We start from the raw sequence: 22710 nt of genomic DNA, 5'->3' as shown, positions 1-22710 counted from the left end.
TGCAGCGTTTATGCCGCATCCGGCAGCCGTGTTTAAGGGATCTCAATAGCCAAATAATCGCTCGCCCGTCGACGAACTTCATCGACGCGGGCCATATCGTTTGACTGCAACGCCGCATCAAAATCGGTGATCACCCGGCCAATCTCTTCTCGCTCGTCACCCAGCGCCCGCGCCCACAACTCTTCCAGTTTGGCCTTAAAGGTGCGGTTGATTAGCATATCGCGCGGATAAATTTTCAATGCGGATAACCGCGTCCGACTCTCTTCAATCTGCTGCGCGCTCAATGTTACCGGGCTATGATTAATGACTCTGGACTTAACGCTGCCATCTTCCAGAAGCACGTCAACTTCAAGCAAGCCGTTGATATCATAACTAAAGCGAATATCAATCGACTGATAAGCCCCGGTTTTCTTCAACGGCACATCGAAGGATTCAACCAGAATGTTATTTTTAACTTTGTGGTTTTCTCCCTGATAGACGTTAACCGTAATAGAATCCTGTTCCGGGTGCATGGTCGAGTAAGTTTCTACACGCGACACGGGTACTGTGGTGTTTCGTTCAATAATTGGAGAGAAAATGCCGGAAACGCCCTGGCGGTTAACTTCAACGCCCAACGAGTAAGGGCAAATATCAGTGAGGATCACCTCTTCAATATCTTCACTGCGTAAGCGGCAGGCGGCCTGGATTGCTGCGCCCAGCGCGACAATGGTGCTCGGGTCGTAACTTTGATACGGTAATTTGCCAAACAGACGCACGGCGATTCGCTGCACCAGCGGCATTTGTGACGCGCCGCCAACCAGCACCAGACTGTCGATTTGACTCGGCTTCAGACGTGCATCGCGCAACGCCTGTTCAATCGGCACTCGCAAGCGATTGAGCAGCGGCAACCACAAATCTTCCAGTTCGTTCTCGTAAAATTCGCACTCCCGCGTTTCATCCTGGTACTGCCAGCGAATGTGCAATGGCGATTGATTGCTACATTTTGCCGCTTCCACACAGGCGTACAAGGCTGCCAGTTCACTCTCGTTAAGCGTGGTCCTGGCGACATCCGCGCGCTTTAAAACGTCATCGACCAACATATGGGTAAAATCTTCGCCACCGAGGAAGTTATCGCCAGCGGAGGCGTGAACTTCAATCACCGGCGTGGCGTATTCGAGCACCGTGACGTCAAACGTGCCGCCACCGAGATCAAAAACCAGCGAGCGGGTATTTTGTTGCGTATGCAGGCCATATGCCATCGCAGCTGCTGTGGGTTCATTAATTAAGCGTACCGCATTTAACCCGGCTAACTCCGCTGCTAAACGGGTATGCTTGCGTTGTTCATCGCTGAAATAAGCCGGAACGGAGATCACCACATCTTTAATCGGACGTTGCAGAAATTCTTCGGCATCTTCTTTTAATGAGCGTAATACCAAAGAGGACAGTTCTGGCGCGTTAAATGTGTCGCTGCCTAACCGCCAGTTGGTATTACTGCCCATTGCACGTTTAAATAACGCTGCCGTTTTATCCGGATGCGAAGTACGCCGTGATACAGCCGGTTTTCCGACTAAAATATGATTATTTTCATCCATGCTAATTATGGATGGTGTTAAATATTCACCGAACTTATTTGGAATTAATTGCGCGGCACCGTCTTTCCAGACGGCAATTAAACTATTGGTAGTGCCGAGATCGATACCAATGGCGAGTTCTGCATTATCCATTGCATTTATATCTTGAAAGAAAAAGAGATAAACAGATAAACAGATTAAGACCACCCAGGTAACGCGTGGTGATCTTAATCAATGACGTGTGTTAAGCGTAAAATTTCAGACGATCAGCCAGTAAATCAACAAAGCCCTGACGATCAACATCGACCATTACAGTGGCATTCGGTTTATTGCCAGTCAGATAATAATAATCAACAACCGTCATACCCTGGCTATATTTCCCCTGTGTTTCCACGCCAACCCAGCGCTCAACAGTGGTAAACAACTCGGGTTTCAACAGCCAGGCGATGGTGCATGGGTCATGCAGCGGTGCACCGACAAAGCCCCATTTTTCGTCTTTATGATATTCGAGGAAGAAATCCAGCAGTTCGGCAACAATGGTTGAAACAGGGTTGCCAATCGCGCGGAAACGCTCGGTGTCTTCAACGTGGATTTGTGCTTTGTGAGTAACATCCAGACCGGCCATCACCACTGGGATCCCTGACTGGAAGACAATTTCTGCCGCTTCCGGGTCAACGTAAATATTAAATTCAGCCGCAGGCGTCCAGTTACCAAGCCCCATTGCGCCGCCCATAATCACGATACGGGCAATTTTGCTATGCAGTTCCGGATGGCTATTGAGCAGCAAGGCAACGTTAGTTTGCGGTCCGGTAGACACAATCGTGACAGGTTCCGCACTTTCGCGCAGCGTTTTCGCCATCAGCTCTACCGCCGTACAGTTTTGCGGTGCGAACGTCGGTTCCGGTAATGCCGGGCCATCCAGACCGCTTTCGCCGTGCACATTGTCCGCGATAATCAACTCACGCATTAACGGTTTTACCGCGCCGCCTGCTACCGGAATATCGGTGCGATTAAGCAAGGTCAGCATACGCAGAACATTGCGTAAGGTTTTTTCTGGTGTCTGGTTTCCGGCGGAAGACGTAATTGCTTTGACATCAAGCTCTGGTGAGGCGAGGGCGAGAACTATTGCGATAGCGTCGTCATGACCTGGGTCGCAATCTAACAGAATTGGCAGTGCCATTGTTGCTCCTTGTTGTGTGCTTCTTTGCGACAAGGGTAACGCCAGGATGTAACAGATACGAGGGGCGAAACGATAAAGCGTGAGATGGCGCGCACTTGGGTATGCGCGCCAGAGTGATTAATGCAGGATTTTCGCGAGGAAGTCTTTCGCGCGGTCCGATTTCGGATCATCGAAGAAAGCGTCTTTCGGCGAGTCTTCGACAATTTTACCCTCGTCCATAAAGATCACCCGATTCGCCACTTTGCGGGCAAAGCCCATTTCGTGGGTCACCACCATCATGGTCATTCCTTCGTTCGCCAGTTCCACCATCACGTCCAGCACTTCGTTGATCATCTCCGGATCCAGCGCCGATGTCGGTTCGTCGAACAGCATCGCAATAGGATCCATACACAATGCGCGAGCGATTGCCACACGCTGCTGCTGACCGCCGGAAAGCTGCGCCGGAAATTTATTGGCATGTGCGGAAAGTCCCACGCGCTCCAGCAATTTCAATGCTTTTTCACGAGCGGGCGCTTTATCGCGTTTAAGCACTTTCACCTGCGCCAGGGTCAGGTTTTCGATAATCGACAGATGAGGGAACAGCTCGAAATGCTGGAATACCATCCCGACGCGGGAACGCAGCTTTGCCAGATCGGTTTTCTTGTCATTAACCACGATACCATCGACGGTGATTTCACCTTGCTGCACTGGTTCGAGGCCGTTGACGGTTTTAATCAGCGTTGATTTGCCGGAACCAGACGGGCCGCAAACCACCACCACTTCGCCTTTTTTCACTTCGGTTGAGCAGTCGGTCAGCACCTGAAAGTGACCATACCATTTTGAAACATTTTTCAGGGTAATCATTATGCTGTCCTTCTTTTCAAGTAGCTGACCAACAACGACGCGCTAAGACTAATAACGAAATAAACAAATCCGGCAAACAGGATCATCTCAACCTGCGTACCATCACGCTCACCAATGGTTGAGGCGGTACGGAAGAAATCGGCCAGAGATAACACATACACCAGTGAGGTATCCTGGAACAGTACGATGCCCTGAGTGAGCAGAAGCGGCACCATCGCGCGGAACGCCTGCGGCAGAATAATCAGTTTCATCGACTGCCAGTGAGTCATTCCCAACGCCAGCGCGGCGCTCGACTGACCACGAGAAATACTTTGAATACCAGCACGGATAATCTCTGAATAGTAGGCCGCTTCAAACATCGAAAACGCCACCATCGCCGAAATTAAACGGATATCATTTTTTGGTGATAATCCCAGCACGTTTTGCAGAAAACCTGGCACGATCAGGTAAAACCACAGCAAAACCATAACTAAAGGAATCGAGCGGAATACGTTAACGTAGGCTTTGGCAAACCACGCTACGGGCGCAAAGCTGGACAAGCGCATCACCGCCAGCATGGTGCCCCACAAAATACCAATCACGACTGCCGTGACGGTGATTTTCAGCGTGATCACCAGCCCGTCGAGCAGATATGGCAGGGAAGGGACAATGGAACTCCAGTCAAACTCGTACATTATTTGCCCCCCATGTTGCCAGGCAGGCGAACTTTACGTTCAACCAGCGTCATTACCAGCATGATAACCGCGTTAATCAACACATACGCCAGCGTAATAGCGGTAAACGACTCCCAGGCGTGGGCTGAGTAATCAAGCAATTTACCCGCCTGCGCCGCCATATCCACCAGACCAATAGTCGAGGCGATGGCGGAGTTTTTCACCAGGTTCATCATCTCGGAAGTCATCGGCGGGACGATAACGCGATAAGCATTAGGCAGCAGTACGTATCGATAAGCCTGCGGTAGCGTCAGGCCCATCGCCAGCGCGGCATTTTTTTGCCCACGCGGCAACGACTGAATGGCGGCGCGTACCTGTTCGCAAACACGGGCGGCGGTAAACAGCCCCAGGCAGAGCATGGATGAAAGGAAAAACTGAATATTGGGATCCAGCTCGGCCTTAAACCACATGCCGATTTTCTCCGGCAACAGCTCCGGGATCACCAGATACCAGGTAAAGAATTGCACAATCAACGGCACGTTGCGGAACAGTTCGACATACAACGTACCCAGACCGGAGAGAAAACGGTTTGGAACGGTACGTAAAATGCCGAAAAATGAACCGACGAGGAAAGCGATAATCCAGGCGCAGATCGACAAAGCGATCGTCACCTGAAAACCACTCCAGATCCAACCAAGATAGGTGGTGTTGCCGAACGGGGCTTGTTGTAAAAAAATACCCCAGTTCCAGTCTATAGACATAAATCTACTCCAGAAAAAAGAGGGTAGCAGCGTTAACTGCTACCCTCGAAGATTGTTACCCAGCGTATTGCGGTTTTCAGGCCCGATGGGGAACGACCATCAGGCGTATAGTCTGTCCGTGCTACGTAACAATCGAGAGGGCTGGAATTTCCGCCCCTGGTTCTTGTAATTAGTTCAGTGCCTTGTCATTCGGTTCTTTGAACAGTGCTTTCATTTCGTCTGACAGTTCGAAATTCATGTTCAGGTTTTTCGGCGGAATGGGATTTTTGAACCATTTATCAAACCATTTTTCCGCTTCACCGGAGGTCTGCACCTGCGCGGTGGTGTCATCCATCAGCTTTTTGAACTGCGGATCGTCTTTACGCAACATGCAACCGTAGGCTTCCTGAGACTGCGGCTTGCCGACGATTTCCCAGTTGTCTGGTTTCTTCGCTTTCGCACGTTCACCGGCCAGCAGGGCATCATCCATCATAAAGGCAACGGCACGACCGCTTTCCAGGGTGCGGAAAGAGTCACTGTGATCTTTGGCGCTGATGATGCGCATATTCATTTTTTGCTCTTCATTCAGTTTGTTGAGCAAAACTTCAGAGGTAGTGCCGGAAGTGACGACTACGGCTTTGTCTTTCAGGTCGGCAAAATCTTTGATATCGCCGCCCTTTTTGGTCAGCAGGCGCGTACCGACCACGAAAATAGTATCAGAGAAAGCCGCCTGTTTTTGGCGTTCGACGTTGTTGGTGGTAGAACCACATTCAAAATCGAAAGTGCCGTTTTGCAGCAGTGGAATACGGTTTTGTGAGGTAATCGGAATCAGTTTTACCTGCAAGTCCGGTTTGTTGAGTTTCTTTTTCACTGCTTCAACAATGGCGTTGGAGTAATCCTGCGAGTAACCCACCACTTTTTGCTGATTGTCGTAATAAGAGAAAGGTACTGAAGATTCACGGTGACCGACGACAATCACACCGTTTTTGGCGATTTTGTCCAGCGTACTGCCTGCTGCCGGGGCGGCGTCATCTGCCTGTGCCAGTCCTGCGGAAAGCGCCAGGGCGAGGATTGCTGTGGCAGGTTTACGTAATTGCATATCCAACTCCTTTATCTTCTGCGTTAAGAACGCATGGATACCCGTTGTGAGTGTTTGTGTTGTTATCGTCTGCAACTTTATTGTGCAGTGTTGTGCCTGTTAGGTAACATTTAGTTTGGCTAAATGTAAAGATATTGCTGTTTTATTGTTTGTTTTTGCGAGATGCGCCGCACCATTCCGAAGCAAAATTCTTAAACCGCACCTTTTTGGTGCTACCGCTGATTTGTGGTGGTGCAACCTGGTTGCGTCGCGGCTGATTTCATCGCTTACACAGTAAATAAAGCAACTTACATGCCAAAAAATACTTAGGGGCGAATTAATTACGATTGTAATTTTAGGCTGAAAAAGTCATATTTCGGACAGAATTATCTTTTCGGCATGGGACGTTTGCCGGGATGATAACTGCACACGGGAAAAATGCTTTTTACCTGTCTTTTCAAGGAAGAAACACCTTATGTCTGCATCTTCGGTTAAGCCGTTAAATGTTCAATTACCCGCAATAACCCTTATCCTTTTTGCACTCTGTATTGGGATATTTTGTTATCTCGCACAATGGATGAGTTATGAAGAGGTCGATCAATCCGCACTTATCCATCTCGGCGCAAACGTTGCGCCTCTTACTTTGTCGGGTGAACCCTGGCGCTTATTGAGCAGTATCTTTCTGCACAGTAGTGTTTCTCATCTGCTGATGAATATGTTTGCATTCCTGGTCGTGGGAGGCGTGGCGGAACAGATTCTGGGGAAATGGCGACTCCTGATTACCTGGTTATTCTCCGGCGTCTTTGGTGGGCTCATCAGCGCCTGTTATGCGTTACGCGAAAGTGAGCAGATAGTCATCAGCGTTGGGGCATCCGGGGCGATTCTGGGAATAGCTGGTGCAGCGATAGCAACACAGTTTGCTTCAGGTACGGGCACATACCATAAAAACCAGCGGCGAGTATTTCCTCTGTTGGGTATGGTGGCGCTGACACTGTTGTACGGTGCCCGGCAAACAGGAATAGATAACGCTTGCCACATTGGCGGCCTGATTGCGGGTGGCGCGTTGGGTTGGCTGAGCGCGCGTTTATCTGGGCAAAACCGACTCGTTACGGAAGGCGGGATTATTGTTGCGGGCAGTCTTCTTCTGACCGGGGCTATCTGGCTTGCGCAGCAGCAGATGGATGAGTCAGTTTTACAGGTCAGGCAAAGCCTGCGTGAAGCGTTTTATCCACAGGAGATTGAACAAGAGCGACGGCAAAAAAAGCAGCAGTTAGCGGAGGAACGCAACGCCCTCAGGGAAACATTATCCGCTCCGGTAAGTCGTGAACAGGCCAGTGGTGATTTGCTCGCTGAGATTGCCGATATCCATGATATGGCGATCAGTCGGGATGGTAATATGTTGTATGCCGCAATTGAAAACACGAACAGCATTGTTGTTTTCGACCTCGGACAAAAGAAAATCCTGCATACCTTTACAGCGCCCATAGCGAAAGAAAAGTCAGTCAAACATTGTGGTGGCTGTAAAGATCAGGGCGTCAGATCGCTGGCATTAAGCCCGGATGAAAAGTTGATTTATGCGACTTCATTTGAAGCGAATGCGTTATCGGTCATTAACGTGGCGACAGGGGAGATTATTCAGTCGATTACCACCGGTGCACATCCTGACAGCCTTATCCTCTCGCGTGATGGCACAAAAGCCTGGGTGATGAATCGCACCAGTAATAGTGTGTCAGCGATTGATCTGGTGACTTATCAGCATGTGGCGGATATCCCGCTGGAGAAATACGACGGGACGGGGACGAGCGGTAAACCAGGCGCCTGGGTTATGGCACTTTCCCCGGATGAAAGAACATTACTGGTTCCGGGAGCAGGCAGAGGTAACATCGTGCGGATCAATACCATCACGCATCAGAAAGAAGACTTTCCCGCAGGTGATGCGCGTGGAACGATATCGGCGATGCGTTTTCGACCTGAAAACGGCGAGGTTATTTTTGCCGATAGTCAGGGGATTTCACGTATAAGCGTAGGGGATCAACAAGCCAGCATTATGACGCAATGGTGTAGCAGGAGCGTTTATTCCGTTGAGGGTATTAGCCCGGACGGTCAATATTTAGCGTTGGTGTCATATGGCCTGCAAGGTTATGTCATCCTGCTCAATATTAATGCCGGGCAGATTATTGGCGTTTATCCTGCCAGCTACGTTAATCACCTTCGTTTTTCAGCGGATGGTAGAAAAATATTTGTCATGGCGAAGAACGGGTTGATCCAAATGGACAGGACGCGCTCGCTTGATCCGCAGGCAATTATTCGTCATCCCCAATATGGCAATGTGGCTTGTATCCCTGAACCGTAAGAAAAAGGGGCATGATAACCATGCCCCAAAGCTCAATGAGAAAGTACGTTTTGCTCATGCAGGATACATCAGGCACATCAACGTTTACGTGCTCGCAGACTCATCAACACAGCGGCAAAACCAAACAGCGCCGTCAGCACCCACAGTGGCCAGTTGCCGGTACGTGCATACGGTGTGAGTCCGGTGGTCGGTGTCACATTAGTGGTCAACACCTCGCGGGTGAACTGCGGGATCATCGCCTGAACCTCCCCCTGCGGGCCAATCACCGCCGTAATGCCGTTGTTGGTGCTGCGCAACAGTGGGCGCGCCAGCTCCAGCGCACGCATTCGCGCCATCTGGAAGTGCTGCCATGGACCAATAGACTTACCAAACCACGCATCGTTGGAGATAGTCAGCAGATAGTCGGTATCCGGGCGGAAGTTATCGCGCACTTGCTCGCCGAGAATGATCTCGTAGCAAATAGCCGCAGTAAGCTCAATACCATTTACCGACAGCGGCGGCTGGATATATGGCCCACGGCTGAACGACGACATCGGCAGATCAAAGAACGGTGCTAACGGACGCAGAATCGACTCCAGCGGGACAAACTCGCCAAACGGCACTAGATGGTTTTTGTTATAGCGATCGGCTGATTCGTAGCTGTATGGTGCACCTTTACCCAGTGTGATGATGGTGTTGTAGGTATCGTAGCGGTTCTGCTTATTGAGACGCGCGTCGACAATCCCGGTTACCAGCGAGCTACCTTTATCGCGCAACTCACCGTCCAGTGCTTTGAGGAACGGTTGCTGATTAATTTCCAGATCGGTTATCGCCGACTCCGGCCAGATAATCAACGATGATTTGCCCATCAGCGGAGCCGTTGCGTTGTAGTAAATCTTCAGCGTATTAAGAAGCTGATCTCCATCCCATTTCAGTGATTGCGGAATATCGCCCTGAACCATCGAAACCTGAATGGTTTTCTCCGGTTGCGGGGTAAACCATTGGATGTAACGCAGCGGGAAGGGTAGGGCAAACAGCACGACGGCCACCACCAGCGGACGCCAGTTGCGTTTGACCAACGCCAGTGCCAGCAGGCCACTAACCATCATCAGCAGGAAGTTAATGGCTTCCACGCCCATTATCGGTGCCAGCCCTTTTAACGGGCCATCAATCTGGCTATAGCCGAACTGTAACCACGGGAAGCCTGTCAGTACCCAACCGCGCAGAAACTCGGTCACTTGCCAGAGAGCAGGGGCGGCAATCGCCACGCGCAGCCAGGTGGTTTTCGGCCACAGACGCGACAGCACGCCAGCAAACAGTCCGGTATACAGCGACAAATACGCCGCCAGCAGCACCACCAGGAAGATGTTAACCGGGCCAGGCATTCCGCCAAAGGTCGCGATGCTGACATAGACCCAGTTAATACCGCTGCCAAAGAGGCCAAATCCCCAGCAAAAGCCAATAGCGGCAGACTGGAGTGGACGGCGGTTAAAGGTCAACGCCTGAAGCCCCATCAACGAAATAATCGCCGCAGGCCAGACGTCGTAAGGAGAGAAGGCCAGCGTTCCGCAGGCACCGAATAATAACGCCAGCAGCAGGCGAATGCGCTGGCGTTCAATTAATGAGGCAAAAGCCATGTAGTTATCTATCCAGTTTCGGTTTTATTCATCCAGCTTCGGCTGGGGTGAGTCATCCGGGATTTTGACATGAACCTGAATAATACGCCGACTGTCGGCCATCGCCACTTTGAACTGGTAACCGTCGATGTCGATAGTTTCGCCACGCGCCGGAAGATGCCCAAATGCCTGCATCACCAGACCACCGATAGTGTCAACCTCTTCATCGCTAAAGTGGGTGCCGAACGCTTCGTTGAAGTCTTCAATGGAAGCCAGTGCACGCACGGTCCAGGTATGACGACTCAGCTGACGGAAGTCGATATCATCTTCTTCGTCATACTCGTCTTCAATCTCACCAACAATCAGTTCCAGGATGTCTTCAATGGTCACCAGACCGGAAACCCCACCGAATTCGTCAATGACGATCGCCATGTGGTAACGCTGAGAGCGAAACTCTTTCAGCATCCGGTCTACGCGCTTACTTTCAGGAACGACAACCGCCTGACGTAACACTTTGTCCATGCTGAAGGCTTCAGCATCGCTGCGCATAAACGGCAGCAAGTCTTTCGCCATCAGAATCCCTTCAATGTGATCTTTGTCTTCGCTAATCACCGGGAAACGTGAGTGGGCGGACTCGATGATGACATCAAGGCATTCGTCCAGCGTCTGGTTGCGTTTCAGGGTAATCATCTGGGAGCGGGGGATCATGATGTCGCGAACGCGTTGGTCTGCGATGTCCATCACCCCTTCGAGCATATCGCGCGTATCTTCGTCGATAAGGTCGTTCTGCCCGGAATCACGGATCAGCGCCAGCAGTTCGTCACGGTTTTTCGGTTCACCGTGGAAAAGTTGGCTGAGTAACAGGGAGAAAAATCCCTTCTTGTTGCTTATCGTGTCACTACTGTGTGAATTGTCGTCGCTCATGGCGTCGTATGGGTTCTCATGTTAGTTAATCAAAACGCCGTCGTTAATCACCAACGGCGGGGACGTCTGCCAGTCAAATGCCTGGCAAATTATTCTTTCTCGGCAATGTACGGATCCTCATAGCCCAGAGCAAGCATAATCTCTGTTTCGAGGGCTTCCATTTCTTCTGCTTCGTCATCTTCGATGTGATCGTAACCTAACAAATGCAGACTGCCGTGCACCACCATATGCGCCCAGTGCGCCTCCAGTGGTTTGCCTTGCTCCTGAGCTTCCTTCTCAACCACCTGACGGCAGATAACCAGATCGCCCAGTAGCGACATTTCCATGCCAGGCGGCACTTCAAACGGGAAGGAGAGCACGTTGGTCGGCTTATCCTTACCGCGATAGGTCAGATTCAGACTGTGGCTTTCGGCGGTATCGACCACGCGAATAGTCACTTCCGATTCTTCCTGAAACTGCGGGATCACCGCATTCAGCCATGTTTGAAACTGGCTCTCTTCCGGTAACCCGGAATTATCTTCACATGCCAGTTGTAAATCGAGGATCACCTGACTCATTTTTGTTCCTGTTCTTCGCGCTTGCGTTCTGCCGCCAGCGCCGCTTTTCGTTTTTGTTCGGCTTCTTCCCAGGCTTCATAGGCGTTAACGATACGCGCCACCACAGGGTGACGAACCACGTCTTCGCTGTGGAAGAAGTTAAAGCTGATCTCTTCGACATCGGCCAGCACTTCGATGGCGTGACGTAAGCCTGATTTAGTATTACGCGGCAGGTCGATCTGTGTGACGTCGCCGGTGATAACCGCTTTTGAGTTAAAACCGATACGGGTCAGGAACATCTTCATCTGTTCGATGGTGGTGTTCTGGCTCTCATCGAGAATGATAAACGCGTCGTTCAGCGTACGACCACGCATATAGGCCAGCGGCGCGACTTCAATAACGTTGCGCTCAATCAGTTTCTCAACTTTCTCAAAGCCCAGCATTTCAAACAGCGCGTCGTACAGTGGGCGCAGATACGGGTCTACTTTCTGGCTTAAATCGCCAGGCAGGAAGCCCAGTTTCTCACCGGCTTCGACCGCCGGACGAGTCAGCAGAATACGGCGAATCTCCTGACGCTCCAGGGCATCAACTGCCGCAGCCACTGCCAGGTAGGTTTTACCCGTACCCGCCGGGCCAACGCCGAAGGTAATGTCATGGTCGAGAATATTGGCGATGTACTGCGCCTGGTTTGGCGTGCGCGGCTTAATTACGCCGCGTTTGGTTTTGATATTGACCGCTTTGCCGTACTCCGGCACGCTCTCCGCACTTTGCTCCAGTACTCGCGCTTCTTTAATCGCAAGGTGGATCTGTTCCGGTTCGATATCCTGAATCTGACCGCGCATCGGGGCTGTATCGACATACAGGCTACGCAGAATGTCTGCCGCAGCGGTGACGCAAATCGGACGGCCGGTCAGTTTAAAGTGGTTGTCGCGGCGATTGATCTCGATGCCGAGACGGCGTTCGAGCTGCTTGATGTTGTCATCAAACGGGCCGCACAGGCTCAACAGACGCGCGTTGTCTGCTGGCTCCAGGGTGATTTCGCGAGTGTCTATGTTCAAACCGTTCCTCTTATCTGTATGCCGCCGGAAGCTGAACATTCACCGGCCTATAAGGAAATTATTCACGCCACAGGAAAAAGGCGCAAGCATTGCGATAAAGATGGGGATAAAGAGAGAAAAAACAAGGCCCACCGGAACGGCGGGCCTGAGAATTACGGCTGATAATAACCCACGCCAAGGTCGTTTTCTTTGCGGGTACGGGCAATCACCGATTCCGGTGTTTCTGCCACGCGCAGACCCATTTCATCTTCAGTACGCACCACTTTACCGCGCAGAGAGTTCGGGTAGACGTCGGTAATTTCTACATCGACGAATTTACCGATCATATCCGGTGTGCCCTCGAAGTTGACCACGCGGTTATTTTCGGTACGCCCGGAAAGCTCCATGATGCTCTTACGCGAAGTCCCTTCTACCAGAATACGCTGGGTGGTGCCGAGCATCCGGCGGCTCCATGCCATCGCTTGCTGATTGATACGTTCTTGCAGAATATACAGACGTTGCTTCTTCTCTTCTTCCGGAACATCATCAACCATATCGGCGGCTGGTGTACCCGGACGTGCAGAGAAGATAAAGCTGTAGCTCATGTCGAAATTGACGTCGGCAATCAGCTTCATCGTTTTCTCGAAGTCTTCGGTGGTTTCGCCAGGGAAGCCAACAATGAAGTCAGAACTGATCTGAATATCCGGACGCGCCGCACGCAGTTTACGGATGATCGCTTTGTACTCCAGCGCCGTGTGAGTACGGCCCATCAGGTTCAGAATGCGATCGGAACCGCTTTGTACCGGCAGATGCAGGAAGCTCACCAGCTCCGGCGTGTCGCGATACACTTCGATGATATCGTCGGTGAATTCGATCGGATGGCTGGTGGTAAAGCGAATACGATCGATCCCGTCGATCGCAGCAACCAGACGCAGCAGATCGGCAAACGATCCGGTGGAGCCGTCGTAGTTTTCACCACGCCAGGCGTTCACGTTCTGACCGAGCAGGTTGACTTCACGCACGCCCTGAGCCGCAAGCTGGGCAATCTCAAACAGAATATCGTCAGACGGACGGCTTACCTCTTCACCACGGGTGTAAGGCACCACGCAGTAGGTGCAATATTTATTGCAGCCTTCCATGATGGAGACAAACGCGGTCGGCCCTTCGGCGCGCGGTTCCGGTAGACGGTCAAACTTCTCGATTTCCGGGAAGCTGATATCTACAACCGGGCTGCGGTCGCCGCGCACGGAGTTGATCATCTCCGGCAGACGGTGCAGCGTTTGCGGCCCAAAAATAATATCGACATAGTGGGCGCGCTGGCGAATGTGCTCGCCTTCTTGCGATGCCACGCAGCCACCGACGCCGATAATCAGGTCTGGATTCTTCTCTTTTAACAGTTTCCAGCGACCCAACTGATGGAAGACTTTTTCCTGAGCCTTCTCGCGGATTGAGCAGGTGTTCAGCAGCAGCACATCCGCTTCTTCCGCCACGTCGGTCAGTTGATAGCCGTGGGTGGCATCCAGCAGATCGGCCATCTTCGATGAATCGTACTCGTTCATCTGACAGCCCCAGGTTTTAATATGGAGTTTTTTGGTCATCGACTTGCTCTTGCGAAATAGTAGCCAGGAATGCAGGGCGTATAGTGTAATGCTTTGCTGCCGTTGTGACCAGTATGAGCGTTATCAGCCCTTGGGGGTAAAAATCCTGTAAACTTAAAGCATATTGCTAACAGGATGATTGACCATGACAAATCAACCAACGGAAATTGCCATTGTCGGCGGAGGAATGGTCGGCGGCGCGCTGGCGCTGGGGCTGGCACAGCACGGATTTTCGGTAACGGTGATCGAGCACGCAGAACCTGCACCGTTTGTCGCTGATAGCCAACCGGACGTGCGGATCTCGGCGATCAGCGCCGCATCGGTATCATTGCTTAAAGGGTTAGGGGTCTGGGATGCAGTACAGGCTATGCGTTGCCATCCTTACCGCAGACTGGAAACGTGGGAGTGGGAAACGGCGCATGTGGTGTTTGACGCCGCTGAACTTAAGCTACCGTTGCTTGGCTATATGGTGGAAAACACCGTCCTGCAACAGGCGCTGTGGCAGGCGCTGGAAGCGCATCCGAAAGTAACGTTACGTGTGCCAGGCTCGCTGATTGCATTACATCGAGATAATGATCTTCAGGAGCTGGAACTGAAGGGCGGTGAAACGATCCGCGCGAAACTGGTGATTGGTGCCGACGGCGCAAATTCTCAGGTGCGGCAGATGGCGGGAATTGGCGTTCATGCCTGGCAGTATGCGCAGTCGTGCATGTTGATTAGCGTACAGTGTGAGAACGATCCCGGCGACAGCACCTGGCAGCAATTTACCCCGGACGGACCGCGTGCGTTTCTGCCGTTGTTTGATAACTGGGCATCGCTGGTGTGGTATGACTCTCCGGCGCGTATTCGCCAGTTGCAGAATATGAATATGGCGCAATTCCAGGCGGAAATCGCGAAGCATTTCCCGTCGCGTCTGGGTTACGTTACACCGCTTGCCGCTGGTGCGTTTCCGCTGACGCGCCGACATGCGTTGCAGTATGTGCAGCCGGGGCTTGCGCTGGTGGGCGATGCCGCGCATACCATCCATCCGCTGGCGGGGCAGGGGGTGAATCTTGGTTATCGTGATGTCGATGCCCTGATTGATGTTCTGGTGAATGCCCGCAGCTACGGTGAAGCGTGGGCCAGTTATCCTGTCCTCAAGCGTTACCAGATGCGGCGCATGGCGGATAACTTCATTATGCAAAGTGGTATGGATCTGTTTTATGCCGGATTCAGTAATAATCTGCCGCCGCTGCGTTTTGTGCGTAATCTCGGGTTAATGGCGGCAGAGCGTGCTGGCGTGTTGAAACGTCAGGCGCTGAAATATGCGTTAGGGTTGTAGCCTTACAACATTGCCGGATGCGTGCCAACCGTAGGTCGGATAAGACGCGGCAGCGTCGCATCCGACATTGAAGGATAAGACGTGTCAACATCGCATTCGACATTGAATGAACGCAGAAAAGCAAAAAACTCGCCGAAGCGAGCTTTTTTAATGTGGCTGGGGTACGAGGATTCGAACCTCGGAATGCCGGAATCAGAATCCGGTGCCTTACCGCTTGGCGATACCCCAACTGGTGCACTTACGATGTAAGCGTCTTGAATAAATTGGCTGGGGTACGAGGATTCGAACCTCGGAATGCCGGAATCAGAATCCGGTGCCTTACCGCTTGGCGATACCCCAACAAATTGGTTTTTGAATTTGCCGAACGTATTCGACACATTCAGAATTTGGTGGCTACGACGGGATTCGAACCTGTGACCCCATCATTATGAGTGATGTGCTCTAACCAACTGAGCTACGTAGCCAGATTGTTTCTTCGATGGCTGGGGTACCTGGATTCGAACCAGGGAATGCCGGTATCAAAAACCGGTGCCTTACCGCTTGGCGATACCCCAATAACCGGTCGGTGAACCGCTTACTCGAAGAAGATGGCTGGGGTACCTGGATTCGAACCAGGGAATGCCGGTATCAAAAACCGGTGCCTTACCGCTTGGCGATACCCCATCCGTACAACGCTTTCTGGTGAATGGTGCGGGAGGCGAGACTTGAACTCGCACACCTTGCGGCGCCAGAACCTAAATCTGGTGCGTCTACCAATTTCGCCACTCCCGCAAAAAAGATGGTGGCTACGACGGGATTCGAACCTGTGACCCCATCATTATGAGTGATGTGCTCTAACCAACTGAGCTACGTAGCCATCTTTTTTTCGCGATACCTTATCGGCGTTGCGGGGCGCATTATGCGTATAGAGCCTTGCAGCGTCAACCTCTTTTTCAAGGAAAATTGCTCGAAAGTGACTGTTTGGTTAGGTTGCGAACAGCGTGGCGCTATATTCGTCAATTATTGTTTACTTTGTGTTTTTTCCCCACCCTACAGCCATTCTTTTGTCATACAGGATGAAATTCGGAATTCAACAATGGTGGTGGGAAATTAATCTATGAAATACTGGCCTACAGTGATGAGTTGTCAAACAGTGATGTGGCAAACCCGGAACATTTCCTTACTGCATATCAGAATCAACAAGCACCTCAATAACTGAAACAGCCCCGGATTTCACCGGGGCTGTTTCGCATTTCTTACTTATACGCCGACTGGTGAACGCCAACCGCACGACCAGACGGATCGTCCATTTTCTTGAACGCCTCATCCCACTCAATCGCTTTAGCGGAAGAACACGCGACGGACGGGCCGCCCGGCACGCACTCAGCGGCGCTCGGAAGCGGGAACAGTTCTTCAAAGATCTCCCGGTACAGATACGCTTCTTTTGAGGTTGGCGTGTTGTACGGGAAGCGGAAGCGGGCAGTTTCCAGTTGCTGATCAGAAACCTGCTGCGCCGCCACTTCTTTCAGGGTGTCGATCCAACTGTAACCGACGCCATCGGAGAACTGCTCTTTCTGCCGCCAGGCCACGCTTGCGGGCAGGTATGACTCAAAACATTCACGCAGGATGTGTTTTTCCATTTTGCCGTTACCGCACATTTTATCCTGCGGGTTAATGCGCATCGCCACATCAAGGAATTTTTTGTCGAGGAACGGAACGCGTGCTTCCACGCCCCAGGCTGACATCGCTTTGTTGGCGCGCGCGCAGTCATACATATGCAGGGCCAGCAGTTTACGCACCGTCTCTTCATGCAGTTCTTTAGCGTTGGGCGCTTTATGGAAGTAAAGATAACCGCCAAACACTTCATCAGAACCTTCACCGGACAGCACCATTTTAATGCCCATCGCCTTGATCTTACGCGACATTAAATACATCGGTGTTGAAGCGCGAATAGTGGTCACATCATAAGTTTCGATGTGGTAAATCACGTCGCGGATGGCATCCAGACCTTCCTGTACAGTGAAGTGAATTTCGTGATGCACCGTGCCCAGATGGTTTGCCACTTCCTGGGCTGCTTTAAGATCCGGTGAACCCGGCAGACCTACAGCAAAGGAGTGTAACTGGGGCCACCAGGCTTCAGAGCGTTCCTGATCTTCCACGCGACGGGCTGCGTATTTCTTGGTGATAGCGGAAATAATTGAGGAATCCAGACCACCAGAAAGCAGCACACCGTAAGGCACATCAGACATCAGATGGCTTTTAACGGAATCTTCCAGAGCCTGACGCAGCTCGTTTTTGTCGGTCACGTTATCTTTCACTGCATCAAAGTCGAACCAGTCGCGATGATAATAAGAACGGATTTCGCCGTCCTGGCTCCACAAATAGCTCCCCGCCGGGAACTCTTTAATCGTGCGGCAAACTGGCACCAGCGATTTCATTTCTGAGGCCACATACAGCTGACCGTGTTCGTCATACCCCATATACAGTGGGATGATCCCCAGATGGTCGCGACCAATCAGGTAGGCATCTTTTTCGCTGTCGTACAGGGCAAAGGCAAACATGCCCTGCAAGTCGTCGAGAAATTCCGGCCCTTTTTCCTGATACAGCGCGAGGATCACTTCACAGTCAGACCCTGTCTGGAACTGATAACGATCGCCATATTCAGCGCGCAATGCCTGGTGGTTGTAGATTTCACCGTTTACCGCCAGTACGTGGGTTTTTTGTTGGTTGTAGAGAGGTTGCGCCCCCGCGTTAACGTCAACAATTGACAGACGTTCGTGAGCGAGAATGGCGTTATCGCTGGCATAAATACCGGACCAGTCCGGGCCACGATGACGCATCAGGCGTGACAGCTCGAGTGCTTTCTTACGCTGCTCAACTGCGTCTGTTTTGATATCGAATACGCCAAAAATTGAACACATAACCTTCTCCGTTAACCTGGTATTTGTTGCTTGTTGTGTTTGCTTGTTTAAAAAAATGCCGCAAAGCAGCACTGTGCGCAAGCGATTTGGCGGTGAAAAAATAAAAAACGTAATGGTGATTGTCGATTGGTGAAAAAGGGGCTGGTGTGAGGATGTATTTATTGATGAATCGATAATTTTTAGCGGGTTTTATTGAATGGTTATATTTTACGGGGGCCAGGTGATGCTGCCAACTTACTGATTTAGTGTATGATGGTGTTTTTGAGGTGCTCCAGTGGCTTCTGTTTCTATCAGCTGTCCCTCCTGTTCAGCTACTGACGGGGTGGTGCGTAACGGCAAAAGCACTGCCGGACATCAGCGCTATCTCTGCTCTCACTGCCGTAAAACATGGCAACTGCAGTTCACTTACACCGCTTCTCAACCCGGTACGCACCAGAAAATCATTGATATGGCCATGAATGGCGTTGGATGCCGGGCAACTGCACGCATTATGGGCGTTGGCCTCAACACGATTTTACGTCACTTAAAAAACTCAGGCCGCGGTCGGTAACCTCGCGCATACAGCCGGGCAGTGACGTCATCGTCTGCGCGGAAATGGACGAACAGTGGGGCTATGTCGGGGCTAAATCGCGCCAGCGCTGGCTGTTTTACGCGTATGACAGTCTCCGGAAGACGGTTGTTGCGCACGTATTCGGTGAACGCACTATGGCGACGCTGGGGCGTCTTATGAGCCTGCTGTCACCCTTTGACGTGGTGATATGGATGACGGATGGCTGGCCGCTGTATGAATCCCGCCTGAAGGGAAAGCTGCACGTAATCAGCAAGCGATATACGCAGCGAATTGAGCGGCATAACCTGAATCTGAGGCAGCACCTGGCACGGCTGGGACGGAAGTCGCTGTCGTTCTCAAAATCGGTGGAGCTGCATGACAAAGTCATCGGGCATTATCTGAACATAAAACACTATCAATAAGTTGGAGTCATTACCCGGGGGCCAAATTGCTGATAAAGTGCGATTTGTTCATGCCGGATGCGGCGTGAACGCCTTATCCGGCCTACAAAAGCATGAAAATTCAATATATTGCAGGAGCTGCGTAGGCCTGATAAGCGTAGCGCATCAGGCAGTTTGGCGTTTGTCATCAGAGCCAACCACGTCCGCAGACGTGGGTGGTATTCAGATAACGTCGATTTCAGCGACTGACGGGTAAATCCAGCTTGGGCGGAACGGCATACTGTCGATATCGTCGAGCGATGAAACACCAGAAAGCACCAGAATCGTTTCCAGACCTGCCTGGAAGCCCGCCAGAATGTCGGTGCGCAAGTTATCGCCGACAATCACCGTTTCTTCCGAATGCGCCTGCATTTTGTTTAATGCTGCGCGGATGATCCACGGGCTGGGCTTACCAACATAGAACGGTTTGCGCCCGGAGATTTTCTCAATCCCTGCACACAACGCGCCACAAGCGGGATAAAAACCGCGCCCGTGGGTGTCCGGGTTGGTGGCGATAAAGCGTGCACCGTTAGCGACGAAATAGGCCGCTTTATGCATCATGTCCCAGTTGTAGGAACGCGTTTCGCCAACAATCACGAAATCAGGGTTCACATCGGTAATAGTGAAACCGGCTTTGTACAGTTCATGAATCAGTGCGCCTTCGCCCACCACATATGCTTTCTTGCCTTCCTGGCGACGCAGGAAATCGGCGGTCGCCATCGCAGAGGTATAAAACACGCTATCCGGCACATCGACACCGGCAGTGGCAAAGCGGTTCGCCAGATCTTGCCCGGTCTGCGAAGGATAGTTGGTCAGCAACACCAGCGGCAGGCCTTTATCCATAATCCCGTGCAAAAATTCCGCTGCACCCGGTACGGCGACGTTATCGTGCATCAGCACGCCGTCGATATCGCAAATTACATTTTTAATGGTCATGGACTACCCAGAATATTGACAACAATAAGCGCCACTATAAAAGCACATTAATTTTCCAGCAAATGCTGGAGCAAAATACCGTTGAGCATGGCGCGTTTTACCAGCGCAAAAGCGCCGATTGCCGAGCGGTGATCCAGCTCAGAACGTACCACCGGCAGATTAGTACGAAACGCCTTCAGCGCCTGGGTATTAATGCAGCTTTCAATAGCAGGGAGCAGCACTTTATCGGCTTCGGTGATTTCACCGGCAATAACAATTTTTTGCGGATTAAATAAGTTGATAGCAATGGCGATGGTTTTACCCAGATGACGACCGACATACTCAATTACTTCCGACGCCAGACTATCGCCTTTGTTCGCGGCTTTGCAGATAGTTTTGATGGTGCAGTCGTCCAGCGGCACGCGGCTCTGGTAGCCCTGCTTTAACAGATTCAACACCCGTTGTTCAATGGCAGCGTTGGCGGCGATAGTTTCCAGGCAGCCAAAGTTGCCGCAGTGGCAGCGTTCACCCAGCGGTTCGACCTGAATATGGCCAATTTCACCGACGTTACCGTTGCGGCCAATAAAAATGCGCCCGTTAGAGATAATCCCGGCCCCGGTTCCGCGATGGACACGCACCAGAATGGAGTCTTCGCAATCCTGACTTGCACCGAAGTAGTGCTCCGCCAGCGCCAGACTACGGATATCGTGACCAACGAAACAGGTCACTTTAAAACGTTCTTCCAGAGCTTCTACCAGCCCCCAGTTTTCTACCTGAATATGCGGCATGTAATGAATTTTGCCGCTGTCCGGGTCAACAAGCCCTGGCAGGATCACCGAAATCGCGATCAGCTCGCGCAGTTTGCGCTGGTAGCTATCAATAAACTGAGCAATGGCATTCAACAGGGCATGTTCCAGCGTTTGCTGGGTACGTTCCGGCAGCGGGTAATGTTCTTCTGCCAGCACTTTGCTGCTGAGATCAAACAGGGTGATGGTGGCGTCGTGACGACCAAGCCGTACGCCGATTGCGTGGAAATTGCGGGTTTCGGTGACGATGGAGATAGCGCGGCGGCCCCCGGTGGAGGCCTGCTGATCAACTTCTTTGATCAGCCCGCGTTCGATAAGCTGACGCGTAATTTTGGTTACGCTGGCGGGGGCAAGCTGGCTTTGCTCGGCAATCTGAATCCGCGAGATTGGCCCGTACTGGTCAATCAGGCGATAAACCGCCGCGCTGTTAAGCTGTTTTACGAGATCAACATTACCTATCTGAGCTTGTCCGCCTGGTGTCATACTTTCTCTTATTGAGTTACGACCTCGTTACCGTTAACGATGGTCTTGGTGATTTTAAAATCAGGTGTGAATGAGGTCAGGTTGGCTACTTTACCTGCGGCGAGTGTGCCGAGACGTTTCTCAACGCCAATCGCACGCGCCGGATAGAGCGTCGCCATACGCAGCACTTCATCCAGTGCGATACCGCAATGTTCGACCAGATTACGCACGCCTTCAATCATGGTTAAGGATGAACCGCTTAACGTACCGTTCTCATCCACACAAAGTCCGTTACGGTAGTATATTGTTTTACCCGCAAAAATGAACTGTTCAATGTTGGCACCTGCTGGCGCGGTGGCGTCGGTAACCAGACACAGTTTGTCGCCTTTAAGGCGTTTAGCGTTACGAATGTTGGCGTAATCAACATGCAGGCCATCAGCGATAATACCGCAATAAATGTCAGCTTCGTCGAGGATCGCGCCCGCCAGGCCCGGTTCACGACCGGTAATATACGGCATCGCGTTGTACAGATGGGTGGCAAAGGTAATCCCCGCGCGGAAACCGGCTTTCGCTTCTTTCAACGTCGCGTTGGAGTGACCGGCAGAAACCACAATCCCGGCATTTGCCAGTTTGCTGATGACTTCCGCAGGAACCATTTCCGGTGCCAGGGTCACTTTGGTAATGACGTCGGCGTTTTCACACAGGAAATCGACCAGCGCGGCATCAGGCTTACGCACAAAATTCGGATTATGGGTGCCTTTTTTTACCAGATTCAGCCACGGACCTTCCAGATGCAGACCTAACGCCTGATTCGGATGTCTTGCCAGGTACTCGCGCATAACGCGCACGCCCTGTTTCATCAGCTCATCGCTGGTGGTGATAAGCGTCGGCAGATAGTTAGTACAGCCTGATTTCTCATTGGCTTTCTGCATGATTTCCAGCGTTTCCACGCTGACCGCTTCAGCGGTGTCGTTAAACTGTACGCCGCCGCAGCCGTTTAACTGCACATCGATAAAACCGGGGGAGAGAATGGCCCCGTTCAGTGAACGTTGTTCGATCTCTGGCGGCAGTTCCGCTACCGGACAGACGCTTTTAATCAGGCCATCAGCGATAACAACCGCGTGGTCATCAAGAAATTCGTGGCCGGTAAAGATCCGGCCCTGGGTTAATGCATACATTCTGCCCCCCGATTTTAAAAAATATTGCCCTGAGCAAGGAGCCAGGGCAGG

The 22710-nt window shown here is 51.7% G+C and carries 18 protein-coding genes and 7 tRNA genes; 3 read left to right on the top strand and 22 right to left on the bottom strand.

Features of this window, described 5'->3' with window-relative positions; all coding sequences use genetic code 11:
* Positions 1-32: 32 nt before the first annotated feature.
* The 6 genes from hscC to gltI all read right to left on the bottom strand — a co-directional run bounded on the left by hscC (position 33) and on the right by gltI (position 6065).
* The gene (hscC, locus tag C1P89_RS12555; protein ID WP_000367853.1) at positions 33-1703 is read right to left on the bottom strand and encodes a molecular chaperone HscC; all 1671 of its coding nucleotides are present in this window, start codon (positions 1701-1703) and stop codon (positions 33-35) included.
* 91 nt (positions 1704-1794) lie between these two features.
* Positions 1795-2730, bottom strand: a complete 936-nt coding sequence (rihA, locus tag C1P89_RS12550) for a pyrimidine-specific ribonucleoside hydrolase RihA (RefSeq protein WP_001207522.1) — start codon at positions 2728-2730, stop codon at positions 1795-1797.
* Between the two features lie 117 nt (positions 2731-2847).
* Positions 2848-3573 (bottom strand): glutamate/aspartate ABC transporter ATP-binding protein GltL, encoded by a 726-nt coding sequence (gene gltL / locus C1P89_RS12545; RefSeq protein ID WP_000631384.1) that lies wholly within the window; start codon positions 3571-3573, stop codon positions 2848-2850.
* Positions 3573-4247 carry a glutamate/aspartate ABC transporter permease GltK gene (gene gltK, locus C1P89_RS12540; protein ID WP_000272824.1) on the bottom strand — a complete coding sequence of 225 codons (675 nt, stop codon included), beginning with the start codon at positions 4245-4247 and terminating at the stop codon, positions 3573-3575. Before gltK ends, gltL begins: the two co-directional genes overlap by 1 nt.
* Positions 4247-4987 carry a glutamate/aspartate ABC transporter permease GltJ gene (gene gltJ / locus C1P89_RS12535; protein ID WP_000020944.1) on the bottom strand — a complete coding sequence of 247 codons (741 nt, stop codon included), beginning with the start codon at positions 4985-4987 and terminating at the stop codon, positions 4247-4249. Before gltJ ends, gltK begins: the two co-directional genes overlap by 1 nt.
* Before the next feature lie 169 nt (positions 4988-5156).
* Positions 5157-6065 carry a glutamate/aspartate ABC transporter substrate-binding protein GltI gene (gltI, locus tag C1P89_RS12530; RefSeq protein ID WP_005141229.1) on the bottom strand — a complete coding sequence of 303 codons (909 nt, stop codon included), beginning with the start codon at positions 6063-6065 and terminating at the stop codon, positions 5157-5159.
* A 454-nt stretch (positions 6066-6519) separates the two neighbouring features.
* On the opposite strand from gltI, the gene C1P89_RS12525 reads away from it, so the two are divergent.
* Positions 6520-8397 carry a rhomboid family intramembrane serine protease gene (locus C1P89_RS12525; RefSeq protein ID WP_001276724.1) on the top strand — a complete coding sequence of 626 codons (1878 nt, stop codon included), beginning with the start codon at positions 6520-6522 and terminating at the stop codon, positions 8395-8397.
* Between the two features lie 77 nt (positions 8398-8474).
* On the opposite strand, the gene lnt is transcribed toward C1P89_RS12525, so the two are convergent.
* From lnt to miaB, 5 genes are all read right to left on the bottom strand, one after another.
* Entirely contained in the window at positions 8475-10013 is a 1539-nt protein-coding gene (gene lnt, locus C1P89_RS12515) for an apolipoprotein N-acyltransferase (RefSeq protein ID WP_000853031.1), read from the bottom strand.
* 24 nt (positions 10014-10037) lie between these two features.
* Positions 10038-10916 carry a CNNM family magnesium/cobalt transport protein CorC gene (gene corC, locus C1P89_RS12510; RefSeq protein WP_001278605.1) on the bottom strand — a complete coding sequence of 293 codons (879 nt, stop codon included), beginning with the start codon at positions 10914-10916 and terminating at the stop codon, positions 10038-10040.
* 89 nt (positions 10917-11005) lie between these two features.
* The gene (gene ybeY, locus C1P89_RS12505) at positions 11006-11473 is read right to left on the bottom strand and encodes an rRNA maturation RNase YbeY (protein ID WP_000084469.1); all 468 of its coding nucleotides are present in this window, start codon (positions 11471-11473) and stop codon (positions 11006-11008) included.
* Complete coding sequence (locus tag C1P89_RS12500; RefSeq protein WP_001018040.1) at positions 11470-12510, bottom strand: PhoH family protein; 1041 nt, start codon at positions 12508-12510, stop codon at positions 11470-11472. The genes ybeY and C1P89_RS12500 overlap by 4 nt, the downstream gene beginning before the upstream one ends.
* A gap of 152 nt (positions 12511-12662) precedes the next feature.
* Entirely contained in the window at positions 12663-14087 is a 1425-nt protein-coding gene (miaB, locus tag C1P89_RS12495; RefSeq protein ID WP_000162733.1) for a tRNA (N6-isopentenyl adenosine(37)-C2)-methylthiotransferase MiaB, read from the bottom strand.
* A gap of 145 nt (positions 14088-14232) precedes the next feature.
* Here miaB and ubiF point away from each other — a divergent pair, with 145 nt between their 5' ends.
* Positions 14233-15408: a 3-demethoxyubiquinol 3-hydroxylase gene (gene ubiF, locus C1P89_RS12490; RefSeq protein WP_000184582.1), complete on the top strand. Its 1176-nt coding sequence runs from the start codon at positions 14233-14235 to the stop codon at positions 15406-15408.
* Between the two features lie 153 nt (positions 15409-15561).
* Here ubiF and C1P89_RS12485 read toward each other — a convergent pair.
* The 8 genes from C1P89_RS12485 to asnB form a co-directional block, all read right to left on the bottom strand.
* Positions 15562-15636, bottom strand: a tRNA-Gln gene (locus C1P89_RS12485).
* A gap of 36 nt (positions 15637-15672) precedes the next feature.
* A tRNA-Gln gene (locus C1P89_RS12480) sits at positions 15673-15747 on the bottom strand.
* 48 nt (positions 15748-15795) lie between these two features.
* Positions 15796-15872 (bottom strand) — tRNA-Met (locus C1P89_RS12475).
* A 15-nt stretch (positions 15873-15887) separates the two neighbouring features.
* Positions 15888-15962: transfer RNA gene (locus C1P89_RS12470), tRNA-Gln, on the bottom strand.
* Positions 15963-15996: 34 nt separating this feature from the next.
* Positions 15997-16071, bottom strand: a tRNA-Gln gene (locus C1P89_RS12465).
* 23 nt (positions 16072-16094) lie between these two features.
* Positions 16095-16179 (bottom strand) — tRNA-Leu (locus C1P89_RS12460).
* Positions 16180-16187: 8 nt separating this feature from the next.
* Positions 16188-16264 (bottom strand) — tRNA-Met (locus C1P89_RS12455).
* 379 nt (positions 16265-16643) lie between these two features.
* On the bottom strand, positions 16644-18308 hold the full coding sequence (asnB, locus tag C1P89_RS12450; protein ID WP_000337107.1) for an asparagine synthase B: 1665 nt from the start codon (positions 18306-18308) through the stop codon (positions 16644-16646).
* Between the two features lie 274 nt (positions 18309-18582).
* Between asnB and C1P89_RS12445 the strand changes: the two genes are divergently transcribed.
* Positions 18583-19280 (top strand): IS1-like element IS1A family transposase gene (locus tag C1P89_RS12445; protein WP_094098222.1). Its coding sequence is split into 2 segments (ribosomal slippage): positions 18583-18832 and positions 18832-19280, totalling 699 coding nucleotides; the frame shifts between segments, so codons are not numbered across the junction.
* Positions 19281-19481: 201 nt separating this feature from the next.
* Here C1P89_RS12445 and nagD read toward each other — a convergent pair.
* Genes nagD through nagA form a run of 3 tightly spaced genes read right to left on the bottom strand, consistent with a single transcriptional unit; the run spans position 19482 to position 22659 of the window.
* Positions 19482-20234, bottom strand: a complete 753-nt coding sequence (nagD, locus tag C1P89_RS12440) for a ribonucleotide monophosphatase NagD (protein ID WP_000153129.1) — start codon at positions 20232-20234, stop codon at positions 19482-19484.
* A 47-nt stretch (positions 20235-20281) separates the two neighbouring features.
* Positions 20282-21502 carry a DNA-binding transcriptional regulator NagC gene (gene nagC / locus C1P89_RS12435; protein ID WP_000187594.1) on the bottom strand — a complete coding sequence of 407 codons (1221 nt, stop codon included), beginning with the start codon at positions 21500-21502 and terminating at the stop codon, positions 20282-20284.
* Between the two features lie 8 nt (positions 21503-21510).
* Positions 21511-22659 carry an N-acetylglucosamine-6-phosphate deacetylase gene (nagA, locus tag C1P89_RS12430; RefSeq protein WP_000271169.1) on the bottom strand — a complete coding sequence of 383 codons (1149 nt, stop codon included), beginning with the start codon at positions 22657-22659 and terminating at the stop codon, positions 21511-21513.
* Positions 22660-22710: the final 51 nt, after the last annotated feature.

The organism is Shigella sonnei, from assembly GCF_002950395.1.
Lineage (GTDB): Bacteria > Pseudomonadota > Gammaproteobacteria > Enterobacterales > Enterobacteriaceae > ECMA0423.
This window is presented reverse-complemented; position numbering and strand designations above follow the sequence as displayed.

Coding starts and splice junctions, on each gene's coding strand:
- rihA (WP_001207522.1), bottom strand. CDS start 2,730: ATGGCACTGCCAATTCTGTTAGATTGCGACCCAGGTCATGACGACGCT.
- hscC (WP_000367853.1), bottom strand. CDS start 1,703: ATGGATAATGCAGAACTCGCCATTGGTATCGATCTCGGCACTACCAAT.
- nagD (WP_000153129.1), bottom strand. CDS start 20,234: ATGACCATTAAAAATGTAATTTGCGATATCGACGGCGTGCTGATGCAC.
- gltL (WP_000631384.1), bottom strand. CDS start 3,573: ATGATTACCCTGAAAAATGTTTCAAAATGGTATGGTCACTTTCAGGTG.
- ubiF (WP_000184582.1), top strand. CDS start 14,233: ATGACAAATCAACCAACGGAAATTGCCATTGTCGGCGGAGGAATGGTC.
- nagA (WP_000271169.1), bottom strand. CDS start 22,659: ATGTATGCATTAACCCAGGGCCGGATCTTTACCGGCCACGAATTTCTT.
- miaB (WP_000162733.1), bottom strand. CDS start 14,087: ATGACCAAAAAACTCCATATTAAAACCTGGGGCTGTCAGATGAACGAG.
- ybeY (WP_000084469.1), bottom strand. CDS start 11,473: ATGAGTCAGGTGATCCTCGATTTACAACTGGCATGTGAAGATAATTCC.
- gltK (WP_000272824.1), bottom strand. CDS start 4,247: ATGTACGAGTTTGACTGGAGTTCCATTGTCCCTTCCCTGCCATATCTG.
- corC (WP_001278605.1), bottom strand. CDS start 10,916: ATGAGCGACGACAATTCACACAGTAGTGACACGATAAGCAACAAGAAG.
- lnt (WP_000853031.1), bottom strand. CDS start 10,013: ATGGCTTTTGCCTCATTAATTGAACGCCAGCGCATTCGCCTGCTGCTG.
- C1P89_RS12525 (WP_001276724.1), top strand. CDS start 6,520: ATGTCTGCATCTTCGGTTAAGCCGTTAAATGTTCAATTACCCGCAATA.
- asnB (WP_000337107.1), bottom strand. CDS start 18,308: ATGTGTTCAATTTTTGGCGTATTCGATATCAAAACAGACGCAGTTGAG.
- gltI (WP_005141229.1), bottom strand. CDS start 6,065: ATGCAATTACGTAAACCTGCCACAGCAATCCTCGCCCTGGCGCTTTCC.
- gltJ (WP_000020944.1), bottom strand. CDS start 4,987: ATGTCTATAGACTGGAACTGGGGTATTTTTTTACAACAAGCCCCGTTC.
- nagC (WP_000187594.1), bottom strand. CDS start 21,502: ATGACACCAGGCGGACAAGCTCAGATAGGTAATGTTGATCTCGTAAAA.